Source organism: Roseiconus nitratireducens (assembly GCF_008629675.1).
Lineage (GTDB): Bacteria > Planctomycetota > Planctomycetia > Pirellulales > Pirellulaceae > Stieleria > Stieleria nitratireducens.
Genome location: NZ_VWOX01000009.1, coordinates 173,410 through 190,254 on the forward strand (window position 1 = coordinate 173,410; position 16,845 = coordinate 190,254).

General features: G+C 58.8%; 14 protein-coding genes. 7 read left to right on the forward strand and 7 right to left on the reverse strand.

Annotated features, from left to right (window positions below; all coding sequences use genetic code 11):
* Positions 1-85: 85 nt before the first annotated feature.
* From FYK55_RS16530 to FYK55_RS16540, 3 genes are all read left to right on the forward strand, one after another.
* Complete coding sequence (locus FYK55_RS16530; protein ID WP_150077543.1) at positions 86-760, forward strand: cytochrome c oxidase subunit 3; 675 nt, start codon at positions 86-88, stop codon at positions 758-760.
* 5 nt (positions 761-765) lie between these two features.
* Positions 766-1,173 carry a cytochrome C oxidase subunit IV family protein gene (locus FYK55_RS16535; RefSeq protein ID WP_150077544.1) on the forward strand — a complete coding sequence of 136 codons (408 nt, stop codon included), beginning with the start codon at positions 766-768 and terminating at the stop codon, positions 1,171-1,173.
* A gap of 155 nt (positions 1,174-1,328) precedes the next feature.
* Positions 1,329-2,429: an AI-2E family transporter gene (locus FYK55_RS16540; protein WP_235908746.1), complete on the forward strand. Its 1,101-nt coding sequence runs from the start codon at positions 1,329-1,331 to the stop codon at positions 2,427-2,429.
* A gap of 255 nt (positions 2,430-2,684) precedes the next feature.
* On the opposite strand, the gene FYK55_RS16545 is transcribed toward FYK55_RS16540, so the two are convergent.
* Positions 2,685-3,638: an SCO family protein gene (locus FYK55_RS16545; RefSeq protein ID WP_150077545.1), complete on the reverse strand. Its 954-nt coding sequence runs from the start codon at positions 3,636-3,638 to the stop codon at positions 2,685-2,687.
* 52 nt (positions 3,639-3,690) lie between these two features.
* On the reverse strand, positions 3,691-4,725 hold the full coding sequence (locus tag FYK55_RS16550) for an SDR family oxidoreductase (protein WP_150077546.1): 1,035 nt from the start codon (positions 4,723-4,725) through the stop codon (positions 3,691-3,693).
* A gap of 303 nt (positions 4,726-5,028) precedes the next feature.
* Here FYK55_RS16550 and FYK55_RS16555 point away from each other — a divergent pair, with 303 nt between their 5' ends.
* Entirely contained in the window at positions 5,029-5,958 is a 930-nt protein-coding gene (locus FYK55_RS16555; protein WP_150077547.1) for a 1-phosphofructokinase family hexose kinase, read from the forward strand.
* A 121-nt stretch (positions 5,959-6,079) separates the two neighbouring features.
* On the opposite strand, the gene FYK55_RS16560 is transcribed toward FYK55_RS16555, so the two are convergent.
* The 3 genes from FYK55_RS16560 to FYK55_RS16570 form a co-directional block, all read right to left on the reverse strand.
* The gene (locus FYK55_RS16560) at positions 6,080-6,634 is read right to left on the reverse strand and encodes an inorganic diphosphatase (RefSeq protein WP_150077548.1); all 555 of its coding nucleotides are present in this window, start codon (positions 6,632-6,634) and stop codon (positions 6,080-6,082) included.
* A 334-nt stretch (positions 6,635-6,968) separates the two neighbouring features.
* Positions 6,969-8,141: a hypothetical protein gene (locus FYK55_RS16565; protein ID WP_150077549.1), complete on the reverse strand. Its 1,173-nt coding sequence runs from the start codon at positions 8,139-8,141 to the stop codon at positions 6,969-6,971.
* A gap of 394 nt (positions 8,142-8,535) precedes the next feature.
* The gene (locus tag FYK55_RS16570; RefSeq protein ID WP_150077550.1) at positions 8,536-9,204 is read right to left on the reverse strand and encodes a DUF4142 domain-containing protein; all 669 of its coding nucleotides are present in this window, start codon (positions 9,202-9,204) and stop codon (positions 8,536-8,538) included.
* A 410-nt stretch (positions 9,205-9,614) separates the two neighbouring features.
* Here FYK55_RS16570 and FYK55_RS16575 point away from each other — a divergent pair, with 410 nt between their 5' ends.
* Together FYK55_RS16575 and FYK55_RS16580 are read left to right on the forward strand one after the other, a co-directional pair.
* Positions 9,615-10,970 carry a sugar porter family MFS transporter gene (locus FYK55_RS16575; protein WP_150077551.1) on the forward strand — a complete coding sequence of 452 codons (1,356 nt, stop codon included), beginning with the start codon at positions 9,615-9,617 and terminating at the stop codon, positions 10,968-10,970.
* Positions 10,971-10,977: 7 nt separating this feature from the next.
* Positions 10,978-12,489, forward strand: a complete 1,512-nt coding sequence (locus FYK55_RS16580; RefSeq protein WP_235908747.1) for a DoxX family protein — start codon at positions 10,978-10,980, stop codon at positions 12,487-12,489.
* Positions 12,490-12,658: 169 nt separating this feature from the next.
* Here FYK55_RS16580 and FYK55_RS16585 read toward each other — a convergent pair whose 3' ends face one another.
* Complete coding sequence (locus FYK55_RS16585) at positions 12,659-12,901, reverse strand: hypothetical protein (protein WP_150077552.1); 243 nt, start codon at positions 12,899-12,901, stop codon at positions 12,659-12,661.
* Between the two features lie 922 nt (positions 12,902-13,823).
* Here FYK55_RS16585 and FYK55_RS16590 point away from each other — a divergent pair.
* Positions 13,824-14,933 (forward strand): DUF937 domain-containing protein, encoded by a 1,110-nt coding sequence (locus FYK55_RS16590; protein WP_150077553.1) that lies wholly within the window; start codon positions 13,824-13,826, stop codon positions 14,931-14,933.
* A 162-nt stretch (positions 14,934-15,095) separates the two neighbouring features.
* Here FYK55_RS16590 and FYK55_RS16595 read toward each other — a convergent pair whose 3' ends face one another.
* Positions 15,096-16,535, reverse strand: coding sequence for an MFS transporter (locus FYK55_RS16595; RefSeq protein ID WP_235908748.1), 1,440 nt, complete (start codon positions 16,533-16,535; stop codon positions 15,096-15,098).
* Between the last annotated feature and the right edge of the window lie 310 nt (positions 16,536-16,845).

Here is a 16,845-nt window from a genome sequence, read left to right on the forward strand (position 1 = left end):
TTTAACGTCCGGTCAAATCCGTTGGTGCAGAAGCACCGACCGGATCGTCCGCCATTCACCCCTTTTCGGTCCCTTCGAAATCTTCATGGCCAACGAGATGTCCAGCGAAATCGCGATTCCGTACGACAGCGCCGACCAGCAGCGCTCCGCGGCGACGTTCGGAATGTGGGTGTTTCTGGCGACGGAAGTGCTGTTCTTTGGCGGCCTGTTTGTGGGCTATGTGGTTTATCGCTATGAGTACCCCGAAGCTTTCCGCACGGGCAGCGCTGAATTGAATCTCTGGTCGGGCGGCGCGATGACGTTGCTGTTATTGCTGGGCAGCATGCTGGTCGCCGTTGTCGATCACCTGATCGCCCCATCAGCCGACAATCGGTCATCGCTGCGCGGGCCGGTGGTTCGTCGATTGGTAGCGACAACCGTGCTGGGCATCGCGTTTTTGGCCCTCGAGTTCCACGAATATCATCAACTGATTCAAGACGGTCGGTTTCCCGGTCACGCGTTTCGCCTGTCGGACGTTTCGTCCGATCCTTTGGATGGACGTAGCGTGGAAATGTTCTTCACGCTGTTCTTCTGCATGACCGGACTGCATGCCTTCCACATGTGCTTGGGAATCCTTTTGGTGGGAGGCATGGCCGTCGCGATCGGCCGATCAGAACAGCCCCGTTCGCTGGCCAATCCGATGAGCGTGATTGGACTCTACTGGCACTTTGTGGACATCATCTGGGTGTTTCTGTATCCGCTGTTCTATCTGGTTCGCTGAATCCCATGCGTTCACACCAACTCTCGATCTACCTCACCTTCCTGGCGTTGACGTTGCTACTGGCCGCAACGATCGGACTGAGCTTTGTCGACATCCGGCCCTGGAACCTGTGGCTGGGATTGGCCATCGCCACGGCCAAGATGCTGCTGATCGCGTGGGTGTTTATGAACCTGGCTCATTCGATCGGACCGGTGAGGGTCGCGGCGGCGGCGGGGCTGTTGTGGCTTTCCTTTGCGATTGTGTGCACCCTGGCCGACTACACCACACGCGGCTGGGGCGAAACACCCGAACATTGGCTGCGCCAGACCGAGCACGTTGAAAGCTACGATCGGGTGGAACCGCCCCAACCGGAATTCCAGATTCCCACCGCGAGTGGTCGGGCTCTGGACGACTCCGACCTCGGCTCGCTTTGATCGGACGACTTGCCGACGCGGTTGGCGCAAAAGTTGCGTCGTACCCGCCTCACGACCAAACTCAGGCAAGAGCGTTATCTGGATGGGCCACCAAAGCCGGATCGGCCCCCGGTGCAACACCGGCGCCCACGCTCAAACCAAAAGAACCCTTTTTCATGGAGCACCCGATGCAGAGCGGCGGCGAGAGTACGAACACGGTCTCCGTGATTGGAAACGTGACCATCAAACCCGTGTTGTGGGCGGTGTTGTTGTTGGGACTGATCCTGGCCGCCTCCGGATTGCTGGTGCCGTCACTCAGTGTCGTCTTGTTGGTCTTCGCCGGCATTTTGTTCGGAATTCTCATGAACGGTGTCAGCAGTTGGTGCGCCGAGCGCACGCCGCTGTCGTACCGAACCTGGTACTTGATCCTCACCACCGTATTGATCCTGCTGATTCTGCTGGGCGTGTTCTATTTGGGATCACAGATCGTCCAAAGAGCGGACGAATTATGGGTGCAGTTGCAGTCGGCGATCTCAAACGCATCCGAACAACTGCGTGAATCGGAGCAGGCTCAGAAATACTTGCCGGATGCTTCCCAGGTGAAAAAGGCGGTGACCGAGTCGCAATCGGCCATTCTGCCTGAAATGTTGAAAGGTTTTCGTGGCTTGGGATGGGCGATCACCAGCGCCTTTGTGATTTTTTTCGTCGGCTTGTATGCCGCTTACGAACCGGATTTGTACCGCACCGGTCTGATCAAACTTGTCCCCAAGCACCGACGGGGACGCGCCGAAAAAGTCTTTCGGGAACTCCGATCGGCACTCGGACAATGGATCATCGGCCGAATGTCCTCGATGGCCATCATTGGTGTGTTGACCGCCATCGGCTTGTGGCTGTTGGGCTTGCCGCTGCCGATCACGCTGGGTGTCGTCGCCGCCTTGCTGACGTTCATCCCCAACATCGGCCCCCTTTTGGCTGCGGTGCCTCAAGTGCTGCTCGCTTTGAACCTGGGGTCCAGCACCGTGATCTACGTGTTGATTTTCAATGTCGCATTGCAAGGCGTGGAAAGCTATCTGATCACACCGGTCATCCAACGTCACGAAGCGTCTCTGCCTCCGATTCTGACCATCGCCGCCCAACTGCTGATGGGCGTCACGGTGGGCGTGATCGGCATCATGATGGCGGCGCCGCTGGTCGTGGTGATCATGGTCCTGACGCAAATGTTGTACATCCACGACCAACTGGGCGATTCCCACCCGGGCGAACTGACCGAATCGTAACGCCGTCGGCTGATCCATTGATGTCGACCGGGATTTGCAGGGCGCGGCGCGGCAAGGTGCTATGCCCTGTCTAGAAACCGCACAACCCTGGAACTGCCGTCACCAGACGTCCGAACGCCACGCTCTGGCGAGCGTCGCTACTCGATTTCACGCAAAGCTTGGTTGAACCGCGACACTTACAATCAAAAACGTCGGGATTTGCAGTGCAATGCCTGGCAAAACGCTCGTGCCGGTCGATGCGGGAAAACCCGCCGATCAAGCAAAGCGCCGCTGTCTAGCTAGCCGAAAGATCATCACGCCTAATCCGATGACGGTCGACACGCCCAGCAGTCGCAGTGACCACTGGACCAACGCACCAAACTTTCCCGTGGTGGGATCGTACAGGTAGCATCGGACGAAGGTGGCGGGGGGCTCGCGATCGCTCACCTCTCCTCGTCGCGACCGATCGATCGCCTGGGATAACTGCTGGGGCGAAAACTGAACGCCATCCAAGAACTCCGTCATGGTGCCGTCGGCGGCAACCACCACCAGCCCGGAAGCATGAGCAAATTGTTTGGATCGCTCGTCCCAAACGTATCGGAATCCCAACGCGTCGGTCAGCCGATCCACCGTGGGCCGATCGCCGGTCAGAAAATACCACCCTTCGCCACTGCTATCGCCTTCGCCGCCCGGAACTTGCTGGAGAGCGTGGGCTCGTGCGTGCCGGGCATCTTGTGGCGTATCTTTGGTATTGAAACTGATCACCGCAATGTTGAAATCGGATCCCACCGACGGTTCCATGCTGGCAACGGCACGGTACAACCCATCGGCCGCCAGTTTGCATAACATCGGACAATCGAAATAGACCAAGCAGATAACGGTGGGACGCTGTCGGACCACCTCCGTCAAGTCGACCGGACGGCCGGCATGGTTGGTGAAGACGAGCGGCGTGGGCAGGCGAGATCCAATCTTGGGCCGATACGATGCTTGCCGCAGCAATGCTTCTGGACGTGTTGACTGAGACGGCTCCGCGCACTTGGCACCGGTTGCAGCGAACACCAGAATCACCAGAGCGACCATGCGCCCGCGTTTGACCGCGATGGATCCTCGCCGACGCGGGTGTTGCTTCTCGAAGGTGCGATCACCGCTGGACGGCGATTTGCAGATTTGGTTGCCCGCCGCCCCGGAAGGCTCCTGGGATGGTCGGTGACATGGTGAACAATCACGCATGGACAGGCTCACGTGTTCCCTCGAATTCCGGGTGATCCGAACGCCTGACGGGTCATCGATTCATCACCCGTCCGGCCGCCCAGGTGCCAACCGCCAGTCCCAGCCCGATGGAGGCGATTCGTTGCAGCGTTTTTCGCGATTCGCTGACCGCTAACATCGGGCTGCGATCACTTGCTTGGTCGTCGAACGCCCCGTGAGCCCCGAAATCTCCGCCTCCGTTGCTATCCACGGGCGACCACAGATTGTGCGGACGGTCCACGTCCTTGGGCTGGTCAGTTTGCTGGGCCTTGTAACCGTTGGCCGCCAGGTAATGGTCTGCCAGGCCCGGCACGAGTTTCTGTGCCAGAATCGACAGCACCGCGGAGCGTGCGACCCACAGTTCGCGTCGACGATGGTGCGCGGCGAAAAAGATCGCTTCCGCGGCGACCTCCGGCTGAAAAATCGGCGGAACCGGCTGGGCACGGTTGGGAAGACGCGACTTGACCCAATCGAATTGCGGTGTGTTCACCGCAGGCATGTGAACCGCGGTCAGATGAACGTTGCTCTTGTCGTGAATCAACTCGCACCGGAGCGAATCGGTGAAGCCGACGATCGCATGCTTCGCAGCGCAGTAGGCCGACTGCAAGGGAATGCTTCGATACGCCAACGCCGACCCGACTTGCACGATCGCGCCACGGTCTCGCGGCTTCATGCGTTTGAGTGCCGACAGGGTTCCATACACGTAGCCCAAGTAAGTGACTTCCGTGACACGTTTGTATTCTTCGGGTTTCATCTGATCGACCGGCGAGAACACGGAACTCATCGCGTTGTTGACCCACACGTCGATGGGCCCCAACTCCATCTCCACCTGTTCGGCGGCCGAATCGAGGGCGCTGGCGTCCGAGACATCGCAGGGGAGTGTCAGGGCGGTCCCGCCGCCGCGTCGGACCTCATCGGCGGCGGCTGATAAACCGGATTCGCCGCGAGCGATCAAACCGACGTCGTATCCGCCGCGGACGAACCGCCGCACCGCGGCGCGCCCGATCCCAGCGGAGGCTCCGGTGATCACCACGACGGGGCGTTTGCCGCTTCGATTGACGGGTTCCATTGGTGGACTCCTGATTCGTTGGATGCAACTTTCTGCTGGGGAAAGGTCTGATCTGGTTTCAGATCGCACTCCATTCGACGGTCGCAACCACCATGCCAATCGAGCCATCAAGACGGTGATGCGACTTGGCTTTGCCGGTAAAGTCGATCGAGCGAGAATGATTGCTGCGCTGGGTTGGTAGTACCATGAACCTTTGGCCGAACGTCGTGTGCGCGTCCGGCGGGGACGGTATTCTTCCGTCTGCCCGCACTGCAGATCCTTTCACCTGCAAATCTTTTCACACCTGACACCGGATGGTCGTCCATGTCTGCTATCACCACGCTGACAATGAATCCCACCGTCGATCGAAGTGCTCGCATCGACCACGTCATTCCAGACTGCAAATTGCGTTGCAACGACGAGCGATTCGATCCTGGGGGCGGCGGCGTCAACGTCGCTTCCGCGATCCATCAACTCGGCGGGGAAGCCCTCGCGATCCTGACGTGCGGAGGCTTTGTCGGCGACTTTCTAAAAGACCTGTTGAATCGCCGCGGGATCCGAACGCAGCTCATTCCGGTTGCCGAGAACACGCGAGAAAACGTGATCATTGACGAAACGGAATCCCAGCATCAGTACCGCTTCGGGATGCCTGGCCCTCGGCTCAGTTTTGACGAGCAACAGGCGTGCATCCAATCAATCGAACAACTGTCTCCCGCGCCGGACTACCTGGTTCTCAGCGGCAGCCTGCCGCCGGGTGTACCCGACGATTTTTATGGTCGCGTGATTGAAGCGACCGGAGAAAAGACGCGTGTGATCCTCGATACCGGCGGAGCAGCGCTCAGGAGCGGCGTGGATCAATCCGTCTTCTTGCTCAAACCCAATCAGCGCGAGTTGGAGGAACTGGCCGGAAGCGAGATCACCAGCGACCTCGATGCCCGCGATGCCGCTCGAAAACTGATCGATCGGGGAAAGGTGAAAGCCGTGATGGTCTCCCTGGGCCGCGGTGGGGTGATGCTGGTGACCGAAGACGACGAACACCGGATCGTCGCTCCCACCGTGAAGATCCGCAGCAAGATCGGCGCGGGCGACAGCACGGTCGGCGGTACCGTGCTCGCACTCCACCGCGGTCAGTCGCTACCCGACGCGGCACGTTTTGGCGTCGCCTGCGGGAGTGCCGCAGTGATGACGGACGGCACCGAACTCTGCCGCCGCGAAGATGCCGAACGAATCTATCAAGAGATGTTGAGCTTTTAAGTCGGCGGGCCCAGGGTGAACTCTTGAGTCCAGAGGGCCGAGGGCTCTCGTGCAAGCCCATCCCCGATCCCGAAGAGTCACCCCCCAACGCTCTGACGAGCGGGGCTACGAAAAAGCAGGATCATCCGGGTTCACGGTGAAAGGATTCTCGCGGAGACTCCCGGTACCGCTTGATCGACTGTTGGATGCTGGTGAGAGCGGCATCCAGAGACTGAAATCCCTTCACGTCGACCTCCTTGCCTTCCAACGTCTTGTAGTCGCGAAAGAAGCGAACCAATGTCCGCATTCGGTGCTCGGGCAATTCATCGATCGTCCGATAGACGTTGTACTCCGGGTCCGATGCGGCGACCGCAATGATCTTGTGGTCCTCTTCCCCACTGTCGATCATCGTCATCATCCCGATCGGACTGGCCTCCATCAGCGTCAACGGGCCGACAGCCTCCTGGCACAACACCAGAATGTCCATCGGGTCACCGTCGCCGGCCAACGTCTGCGGGATGAAACCATAATTGGCTGGATAGTGGACCGCCGAGTACAAGACTCGGTCCATTTTCAACAAGCCAGACGCCTTGTCCAACTCGTACTTCACGGTGCCACCCCTGGCAATCTCGATGATCGTGTTGACCTTTTCAGGTGCGTCATCGCCAGGTGAAACATCATGCCAGGGATGCGTCATCGCAATTCACCATCTGGGGGTATCGAAGGTTTCGTGGACCTTGCCAGTTGATACCCTCGAGATGGTGATTTGATCAAGCCCCAGGAAACCGCTTCGTCTACCAGCCGCGGCGCTCCGTCGATGTAGCTGCCGGCGCCAGACGGTGGCATCGCTAGGTCTTCCGCGCCGAATCTTCCACGCTCTGGCGAGCGTGGCTACGTGATAGAGACGGCGTCGTCCGCCGAACGAATCTTCTACGCTCTGGCGAGTGTGGCGACGCCGAAGCGAAAGAACGCCATTGTCAGGCACATCCTGACCTACTGACACTGCCCTCGGGCGGCGGCAGCCACGCGGTTTATTGCTTGGATTCGTTTTGATCACGCGCAGCGAACTTCTTCGCGTCCATTTTTGAAAGCGTGACCGCTTGCTCTCCGTCATAGATCGCGTCGGCAACCCACACCGAGTCCTCGTTGTAGCGACCCTGGCGAACCAGCAGATGGACATCTCCACCCTGCTTCAACTGCAGATCGCTCAAACGGTTCTCCGGACCCAGAATCACGGTTTCCTTCTCGCCGTCCGCCGTTTCGACCGTCGCCACTTGGAACGGATTGTCCCGGTCACGAAACTTCTTGCTGACCAGGTTGGCAACCGTCCCATCCAGCAGCTTCAAATCGCGGTCACGCTCGCGTCCAATATCGACACTCTGATCGCCGGAAGTGATCTTCTGAGCACTCAGCATTCGCCGATTGTTGATCCGGACACGCTTCCCTTCAACGGTGACCTGATCGCCCTCTTTCAGATTCAGCTTGGACAGCGGATCGACCCGGCCGAGATCGACAGGAACGACGCCGCCGTCTTTCAGATCAAGCTTGATGAATTGGTGCTTCGGGCCATCGACCAAGTCGAACGATCGCATGGCCGCAACCGATCCGCTGACGCGAAACATTCCATCCTCGGAAGGCGACTGCTGAGAATCCGACTTCAGTTCAGCGACCGACTCCGCATCCTGCTTTCCGTCAGACAGCCATTGCTCGAACTGCCCCTCGCCTTGAGGCTCGTACCATGTGCTGGTGAAGAACCAATCGTTCTTAGCATTGGAGTCATTCTTGTACCAGCTTTCATGCCAGATGCCGGTTTTGTCATAGTCGTCACCGTAATCATCGAACTGGTAATAGTGCTCGGTGTAATCGCTGGGCTTGTTGTTGTACTGCTCACCGGATTTCGATTTCTTCTGCGACGCATAGTCGGAGTCGTAGTCGTCGAACTGGTAATAGTCGTCGCTGTAGTCACTCGGTTCGTCGTAGTATCCGCCGTCACTGTCGGGAGACCGTTCGGCCGACTTTTGGGAATCCGTTGTTTGCTGATCTGCTTGCTGATTTTGACGTTGCGATTGCCCTGACTTGACAGCTTCCGCACCATCCTGGGATCCGTTGGACGCGTCCTGTGCTGCGGCAACTCCGCTGACAGCGACTCCGGCCAGGATCGCGAGAAGAGCGCGCTTGATTGAGATAGAAGTTGGAACGGACATCAGATGGTTCTCCTAGATAAGGCGGAATGGCTTGAAATCGACCAGGCTTGAATGCTTGCCGACCAAACCCTCGCGGGAATGGCAAGAGCGATGATTCAGAACTGGTCCTCGCCAATTAGGGGAGGCAATTCTGATGCCAGAACGGTCACGATCGACGAAAACTCGCCACCGTGACGAAGTCGCACAGTTGCCTGTAGCCTTGCAAAGGATCGCATCGGATCTTGCCCGAACCCCAGGCGTTTCCGAACAAGCGCGGCGACGCTCGCCAGAGCATGGTTCCCTCGCTTGGCGACGCCGGCTACGTGGACGCAGGATCTTTTGAAAGCTCTTCACTGGCTTCAAGGACCAGTAAAAACCTGGAAGAGCCGGACGGATGAAAGCATCCGTTTGCAACTTAGCTTTGCGAGTCCTTTCCCTGGTCCTGTTCGTCTTCAAACCGCTTCGCCAACTGACGAGCACGCTTCAGGTGCTTCTGGACCTTGTCAATCGCCTGTTCTGAGAATGGTTGCAATGACCCTGGCCCCACGTCGCGGATCGCCTGCAGTTCGGACAGGAGCATGGTGTGCGCGACGATTTGATGGCCCAAGAACGCCATGTCCAAATCCTGCCCGCTGTATTGCGCGAACATCTCTTTGGTCATCTTCAGCGCATTGGAACACGCCTGATCAGCAATCTTGCATAGTTCCTCGGGGACCCTCTGCGGAGACTGCCCCGCCACGACGCGACTCTTTCCCTGGTCGTCTGCCCATCGGGCATCACTGGTCAGCTTCTCTAATTCCCGGTTCAGGATTTGATGATCGCGGGCAATCGTCTGTGTCAGCTGCCGAATGTCGGCGTGGTCGGTTTTGTCCTGAACCATCTTCGCCAATTCGATCGACGCGTCATTGGCCTTCCGAAGCTTCATGACCAGTGCTTGCGGAACCGTGGGGTTCTGCTGGCCATTTTCGGATGCAACGCGGCGAGCTTCATAGCGATTCCCAGTCTCTTCTTGCGCTAGCGTGATCGAAGATCCCGCAAAAGTGATTAGCGTGATTGCCGCCGGGATGATGAAATACTTAGACATTGTCGACTCCGTTGTATCGAGAGGAGGGAAAGTTGCTCGCTGCCGACGCCGGGGGACGCAAGGCAACGATGAACAACGACGGAGCACAATTCGCGCCTTTCGCAATGCGCGGCGTCAGCGGAAAGATCGCCGGGCGTCGCTAACCGGGCAGACGACGGCGATCCCGGGCGGAAGAGGAACGCCCGGTCACGCGCAAATCGACATGGATCAATCGGCAGTCTTGCGCGCTGAGTCCACACCTTGGTCGACGACCGTCCTGCTTCGCGCGCCGGCTTCAATCAAGCGGGGGTCCGAGATAAGAAAAGCTTGTAAAGACGTGATTCGCCACCGACCTCGGGGGACGCCGGACCGTCAACACGCGATATGATTGAGAGCGAATGCTGGTTCTTCAACGCTGCACGGAGCTCGCTTTGAGTCAACGTCTGTTCTTTTGGTCACTGACCGCCGCCTTGGCCGGTTTTCTGTTCGGATTCGACACGGTCGTCATTTCCGGAGCGGAGAAAACGATTCAGTCGTTGTGGAACCTTGGCGACTTTCAGCACGGGCTGGCGATGAGCATGGCGTTGTGGGGCACGGTTGCCGGGTCGCTGTGTGGCAGCTGGCCAACCGACCACTTCGGTCGGAAGACGACCTTGCTTTGGATCGGCATTTTGTACTTCGTGTCTGCCGTCTGGAGTGGTTTGGCCACCGACGTGTATTCGTTCATGGTCGCCCGTTTTCTCGGTGGTCTGGGCGTCGGGATCTCAACCGTCGCCGCGCCGCTGTACATCTCGGAGATCGCCCCTCCGGAGCATCGCGGGCGGTTGGCTGGCATGTTCCAGTTCAACATCGTGTTTGGGATCTTGATCGCGTTCGTTTCTAACACGCTGCTGGGACGCATCGGCGAAAATGCGTGGCGCTGGATGCTGGGGGTGGAAGCTGTTCCGGCAATGATTTACAGCGCGCTTTGCTTCACCCTGCCCAGAAGCCCACGATGGCTGATCGGCCAACGAAGCGACCGGGCGGGAGCGACAGAAGTCCTGCGGCAGATTTATCCCGACCACACGGAGTCCGAGATCGAAGCCCTGGTCGATGAAATCGCCGGGGTCTCCCACGAACCGTCCAGCACCGGAGGCTTTTGGACTTGGCGATTGCGCGTTCCGATCTCGCTGGCATTCCTGGTCGCCTTCTTCAATCAACTCTCCGGAATCAACGCGATCCTGTATTTCGCTCCACGCATTTTCGAACTGACCGGGCTGGGCGAACAGGCGGCATTGCTGCAATCGATCGGCATCGGGGTGACCAACCTGGTCTTCACCTTCATCGGACTTTGGTTGATCGATCGCCTGGGCCGCAAAACCCTGCTGTACCTTGGCTCGCTGGGCTACATCGCCTCGCTGGGATTGTGCGCGTGGGCGTTTTTCACGGAGACGTACTCCATCGTTCCGGCTTGCATTTTCGCGTTCATTGCGGCGCACGCGCTGGGTCAGGGGACGGTGATCTGGGTACTGATCTCCGAGATCTTCCCAAACCGGCATCGCGCTCAGGGACAATCGCTTGGAAGTTTCACTCACTGGATTTTCGCGGCGTTGTTGACGCTGTTCTTCCCCGCGATGGTGTCGGCATTTGCTCCCGGCTACGTGTTTTCGTTCTTCTGCTTCATGATGGTGCTGCAATTGATTTGGGTGTTCACGATGGTGCCCGAAACCAAGGGCCGACCGTTGGAAGAGATCGAACATGCGCTGGGCCTGGAATCGAGCGGCGATCCAGAGATCCTCGCGAGGTGAGGATGCATTGAATCAGGTTGGCTCCATTGACCGAGACGTCTCATGGCGGCGAATGGTTGCGCGGGTCGCGCCGCGTCTGCCGGAGGCTTGGCCTGTCGATTCGCGGATCACCACGCGTCAAGGTCTGCTGCTGTTTGGTGCGGCTTGCCAGTTTGCGACGGTGTGGATCACCTGGGCACTGTGGCAAACGCGTTCGGATCCGCCCAATCTGCCGACATTTGACCTTCCCCCGTGGTCATTCGGTTGGTGGATCGTGGGCTCGTTGGTCTGGGTGTGCGTACGACCACGCAGTGGCCTGGCGGTTCACTGGTTTCTGCTAGTGATCGCTGCGTTGTTCGACCAAACGCGTTTGCAGCCGCAGTTTTTTGGGCTGGCCCTATTGATGACGGCCTGCGTGTGGCCCGCCGGACTGGCCGTCGCCAGATGGTTCCTGGCATCGACCTGGTTGTGGGCCGGCCTGCATAAGCTCCTTTCACCCGATTGGTTTGGATTCGCGTCACACTGGTTGGTCGAGCGCATGGGCATCGACGACCCCGATGCCTTGTACCTGCCGTTTGCACTCACGGTCGCAATCGTAGAGTTGGCTGTGGGCGTGATGGCTTGCGTCCGTCCACGCTGGGCGGCAATCGCGTGCATCCCGATGCACCTGGGGATCATCCTAATGCTCTCGCCGCTACTGGCCGCATGGAACGCGAGCGTGATTCCCTGGAATCTGGCCATGGCGGTCATCGGCAGTTGGATCCTCTGGAGTTCTGCAGGTCGGTGGATTCTGGGCCGCTGGGAACCGCTCCTCATTGCCGCCTGGATGGCGACTCCACTGGGCTTCTTTGTGGGATGGATCGATCACGGATTTGCCGGCGTTCTGTACTCCGATTCCGTCCCACGCGGCCTGATCACGCGGCATGACGGCCTGCGTGAAATCGTGGGTTGGGGAGCGATCGGTGTTCCGTTCCCCAATGAACGCCGGACGCTGCGGATGTACTTCGAACGATCGGCCCGTCCCGGCGAAAAACTTCACATCGCCGACCCGCGCTGGCTGCTGGAGGATCAGTACTTTGTGCTCGGCCAAGACAGACGTGCCGTCCCGATTGACCGGCCGAGTTTCTTCGCCTCCACTCCAATCATCGCTGGCGATCCTTCGGTGCTTGGTGTCGCCAAGGATTCGCCACGATCAATCTTCAGACTCCAGCAAGCGGGCGTACGGATGCTTCAGGAATCTCTCGGCCAACCCATCTACGCGGTCGCCTTCGACAAACAGAGTTTTCGCCCAGAGTTGATGCAAGCCTTGCCCGGTCTGCCAAACTTGCAACAGGTTCAATTGGCGGGCACTTCGGTCCGCGACCAAGATCTCGTCCCCTTGGCCCAACTGCACCTGCTGGCGGGACTGGGGCTGGACAATACTGACGTGACCGACCGCGGGCTGGAGACGCTGCGTGACCTCCCCTACCTGCAACACGTCGAATGTGAAAACACCGACATCAGCGCGCAGGCGCTACGGTCTTTGCTCTCGAAAGATTAGGGCTGGTTTGTCGACGCGAGGCCCCGTCGGATGCGCGCGCCGCGTGGCGTATCCGCGGGTTCCTTCGCCTCAACCGGCGGCTAACGCCTTGCCGCTCAATGCACGGCAACTCACGGTGTTTTTGATTGAAAGCGACGCTGTCTGAAAAGTCGGATGAGCGAAAAGGGAGTCAGGAAACCTTAAAAAACTCTCGCAAATCGTGTTCGCACTTTGGATAGCGACAAATCAATTCTTCCAATCCCGGCACTTGACCTTGGCGAGCCAGATCCAGGTACACCCCCAGGACCTCATCGCGTGTCATTCCATCACAGCCGGGAAACACTTCCGGACGAATCCGGGACGACAGCCCCACCAACAGATGCTCGATTCGGATCGAACCGACCGGTCCGTGAACTTCACATGAAGTGACCATCAGAAAGGCCCTCCAATTGCATAAGAGAGAAGAGACGCCGACCCACCAGCCGCAAGCCCGTCACAGGCGGTGCAGCGAAGTGTCCAGTCGCGTGGCCCAGTCGCGCCCTGAGACTTCAGCATACCGCGTTGGAGCCACGGCGGCCAACATTCTTTCGACATGAGGCGATCTACTTTCAACTCAAGTCGATGCCGCAAGACGCAAGGGTGTCAATATCGCACGGAGATTAGCAGGGCCGCGCCACTTCCAATCAAGAATGCCGTGATTCGCAGGGTAGTAAGCAGCAAGACGCTAGCCGCCGGTTGATGGGAGAAAACCCGCGGCTAGCGAGACGCGGCTCACGTAACGTGGCGCTGTCCAGTTAGTTGGCGATCTCGATCGGTCGCGATCGGAAGTCGCCGATGGAAGCACCTGAAACCGAACGGACCAAAAACGCGAGGCCGTCGAAATCACCCGGCTTGCCCAGTTCATCGGTCGTCAGGTGGAGGTAGCGTGGAGTTTCCCGCACCCTGGCAATCTTTGCCGGCTACCGCACTGCGACGGCGTCCAGATCATTGAGCCCGGTACACCAAACTGAACGCAAAAAGCATTTTGTATTTGGAATGGGTTGATAGATCGCTAGAATCCGAAACGTGGCGTGCGACTACAGGTGAATTGATCCGGACCAGACTTTCTGGCTGAGGTTTCTTGTCTCTCCCCCGCAGCCACAACTCCTTTTTAAAGGTGCCTCCGGTGTCTAGTGCGAGTTCGTCACGGCCTGGGTTGGGTCACAACATGACCTGTTTGTGTGAACACCTCGCATTCAGCACGGGCGTCTTTTCGCTGCACCTTCTGAACGGGGCGACCAGACGTTCCCACGCAGCTCTTCTTCCTCGTGTCAGGGCTGTTTTTCCCCACAGTTCGCAGGTCATTGGAGATCGCTATGTCTATCAATCTTTTGGATCTTGCCCGAAACGTCCTCGGGGACTCCGGAATCCGTTCTCTGTCTTCGCTGATCGGTGAAGATGAGACGAAGACGCAGTCCGCGATGGATCTTGCCTTGCCCACAATTCTTGGAAGCCTATTGAAAAAGGCTTCCACGCCGCAGGGGACGCGTGAGGTGTTCGAGGGGGCGAGGCATGTCGACACCAGCATTCTGGGACGCTTTGGAGACCTCATCTCCGGCGATCCACAAAACTCAGACCGGCTGTCGTCGCTGGCCGGCAGCCTGCTGCCCATGCTGCTGGGATCAAATCAAGATTCGCTGATCTCCAAGATCGCCGGACTGGTCGGGATCGGGAAAGGATCATCCAAGACCTTGCTATCGGCACTGGCTCCGTTGTTGATGGCCGTCTTGGGGAAGCAAGTGCAATCCGGCGATCTGGGACTGAGCGATTTCACCCAGCTGCTACAAGGACAGAAGCGGTACGTCCAGGACGCGTTGCCAGCGGAAATGGGACGGCAACTGGGGCTTGCCGAAATGTACGACGACGGTGTGGCGAAGGCTCGACAGGCAGCCGCTCGCACCGGAACGGCCGGCGCGGAAACCGGAGCAAACCTGTGGAAGGTCTTGGTTCCGCTTGCCATTTTGGCCGTCCTTGGTTTTGGCATTTGGAAACTTGTCTCTCAACCGGATCGTGAAATCGCCGACACGACACCCACCGTGCCGGCGGTCAATGTGCCGCCAGACGCCGACGCCACCGTGGAAGTCAACAAGCCCCCAAGCGGTGAAGTGGATTGGAGCGGATTGACTGACACATTGAATGAGAGCTTTGGCAACGTCACAAAGTCGATCGCGGGAATCAGCGATGTCGAATCCGCTCAAGCGGCGGTCCCTGAAATAAAACAGTTCAAAGACAAGCTGACGGAACTGGGCCTGGACACGCTGTCGGAACAAAACCCCACGCAGTTGGCGAGCCTGATGGCACCGTTGGTTGAAAAGCTACGCTCGGCTATCGAGACCGCATACAAGATTCCGGGCGTGGAAGCGATTCTGCAGCCCGCCATGGATGGATTGATGCAACGGCTCGGATCCTACGCCGTTTCGGTCTGAATCGAGGCGAGACCTCGCAAGATTGCGGAGGTATTCAAGCCGATTCTGCGTCGACCGACCGGTGCCATTGGGCCGGTCGCGTCAAAACCGTGGTCGGTCGTTACAACTGCCGTCGCCACGTGATGGGAAGCCCACGTCGGATCGAACCTAGCAGCTGGACCATCAGATTCCGTCCTCTTCCGCACTGGCCACGATCGGGGTCACCACCGATCCCGCACCCGGACGCACCGACAGGATACGCATCCGAATGGTCTTCAGCGAATGCGTCGGCAACGTGATGCCTCCCAACACGCCCAGACACAACAGTCGGCCGAACGAAGAAACCGCGAACAGCAGGTAATACGTTTGGAAGCTCACTCCCAACCATTGCAGCACCGCCGCGCCGGCCAACGCCCCCGCACACATCGAAAGCGTGTTGCCCAGGTTGTAGTACGTCAACAACCGAGTGCGATGCCCGGGCGGAAGCGTTTCGAAAAACATCAGGAAGAACCCCAGTTCGTAGGCCGCCCAGGCAATGCCGCTGAGAACTTGCATTCCGGCCAACCACAGCAAGTTGTTCGAAACGATCCACAATCCCGCCAGCGGCACCAGGCCAATACCGCCGATCCAGAGCAGTCGCGAAGCTCCGGCGGTTTCCGCGATGCCGGCCCAGAACGACATCGACAGGACCTTGCTGAGAAACGCGATCGAGATCAGCATCACGTAGATGCCATAGCTGAATTCCAATTGCTGCAACATGTAGGGCACGAAATACGGCGCACTGAATTGGATGAATGCTTGCATCAAAACCAGATAAACCAGCAAGCGGATCGCGTCCGGCCCCACCGGGTCGTCGGTCGACCAGTTCGCCAGTGCCAACTCATCGTGAGATTCCGTGGGGTCAATCGCGTCCTCGGAATCCGGCTGGCCTGACTCCGCATCGCCTAGTGGAAGATGTCCGATCGGCGTTGAATCGGTGCGATGCAAAAACAGGGCGGAAGCAATTCGAAAACCGGCGGCAATGCAAAAGGTGGTGGCGAATCCGATCAACGCGACCTGGGAAGCCTCTGCCCACTGCAACAACACGCCCGCCGCCATCAGCGCCACAAACGTCGTCGCCTGTTGCAATCGGGACCGTCGGGCAAAGAAACGGATCCGACGCTCGGCCGGAACGACCTCCTCCATCCACGTGTTCCACGCCGGGCCGGTCGCCAAGCCGGCCCCCCAATAGACCGCCGCGATCAACAACAACCAGGGCAACGAGAGCGACCCGTACCAAGCGGCGATCGCCAACGGGACGAAGGAAAACGCCTGCACGAATGCGCCGGCAACGACCCACCGCTGCAGACTGCCCAACCAGGTGATGGCGATCGGCGACACCAGTTGGATCAAGCCTCCGGCCAGCAGGGGAAGGCTGGCCACCAATCCGGCCGCCGTTTCGCTCAGTCCGATTGCCAGGGCGAATGGCGCAAAGTAGGTCTCCCCGCAGCCGACCATCGCACCAAAACAGGCGGCATCGCCCATGCTGCGGGTCAAGTTGCGATCATCGCCTCCCCCAGCCGCCGGGCGAGAAACGGTTTCCAGATCCGAAAGGGATCGCTCCATCATGGTCGATGCTGGCACGGTGCGTTCAATTCTGGGCGGACAGTGGCGGTCGATGGGCAATCATCAGAATGACAACCTTATTCAAACAGACAGCGTGATGAAACGGTTGGGCGTCGATGGGTTCACCAGGGTCCCAAAAAGTCACTGTGCAGGCGAGCTCCCGCTGTGATCACGCCGGCGCGAGAACAATCGCAGAAACCGCGATCGCTTCCAAGGTCTTCTTACCTTCCAAGCAGCATCAAAGCGGCGTGAAATTGCCCCTTCCCGGCGAAGCCCTCCTGACCGACCGGCAACACCCCGACAGAAGCGGACAACGAACACTTCGGCG

What these genes read in the sequence shown, in the direction of transcription:
- FYK55_RS16530 (WP_150077543.1), top strand. Translation starts at nt 86, where the DNA reads ATGGCCAACGAGATGTCCAGCGAAATCGCGATTCCGTACGACAGCGCC.
- FYK55_RS16535 (WP_150077544.1), top strand. Translation starts at nt 766, where the DNA reads ATGCGTTCACACCAACTCTCGATCTACCTCACCTTCCTGGCGTTGACG.
- FYK55_RS16540 (WP_235908746.1), top strand. Translation starts at nt 1,329, where the DNA reads ATGGAGCACCCGATGCAGAGCGGCGGCGAGAGTACGAACACGGTCTCC.
- FYK55_RS16545 (WP_150077545.1), bottom strand. Translation starts at nt 3,638, where the DNA reads ATGCGTGATTGTTCACCATGTCACCGACCATCCCAGGAGCCTTCCGGG.
- FYK55_RS16550 (WP_150077546.1), bottom strand. Translation starts at nt 4,725, where the DNA reads ATGGAACCCGTCAATCGAAGCGGCAAACGCCCCGTCGTGGTGATCACC.
- FYK55_RS16555 (WP_150077547.1), top strand. Translation starts at nt 5,029, where the DNA reads ATGTCTGCTATCACCACGCTGACAATGAATCCCACCGTCGATCGAAGT.
- FYK55_RS16560 (WP_150077548.1), bottom strand. Translation starts at nt 6,634, where the DNA reads ATGACGCATCCCTGGCATGATGTTTCACCTGGCGATGACGCACCTGAA.
- FYK55_RS16565 (WP_150077549.1), bottom strand. Translation starts at nt 8,141, where the DNA reads ATGTCCGTTCCAACTTCTATCTCAATCAAGCGCGCTCTTCTCGCGATC.
- FYK55_RS16570 (WP_150077550.1), bottom strand. Translation starts at nt 9,204, where the DNA reads ATGTCTAAGTATTTCATCATCCCGGCGGCAATCACGCTAATCACTTTT.
- FYK55_RS16585 (WP_150077552.1), bottom strand. Translation starts at nt 12,901, where the DNA reads ATGGTCACTTCATGTGAAGTTCACGGACCGGTCGGTTCGATCCGAATC.
- FYK55_RS16590 (WP_150077553.1), top strand. Translation starts at nt 13,824, where the DNA reads ATGTCTATCAATCTTTTGGATCTTGCCCGAAACGTCCTCGGGGACTCC.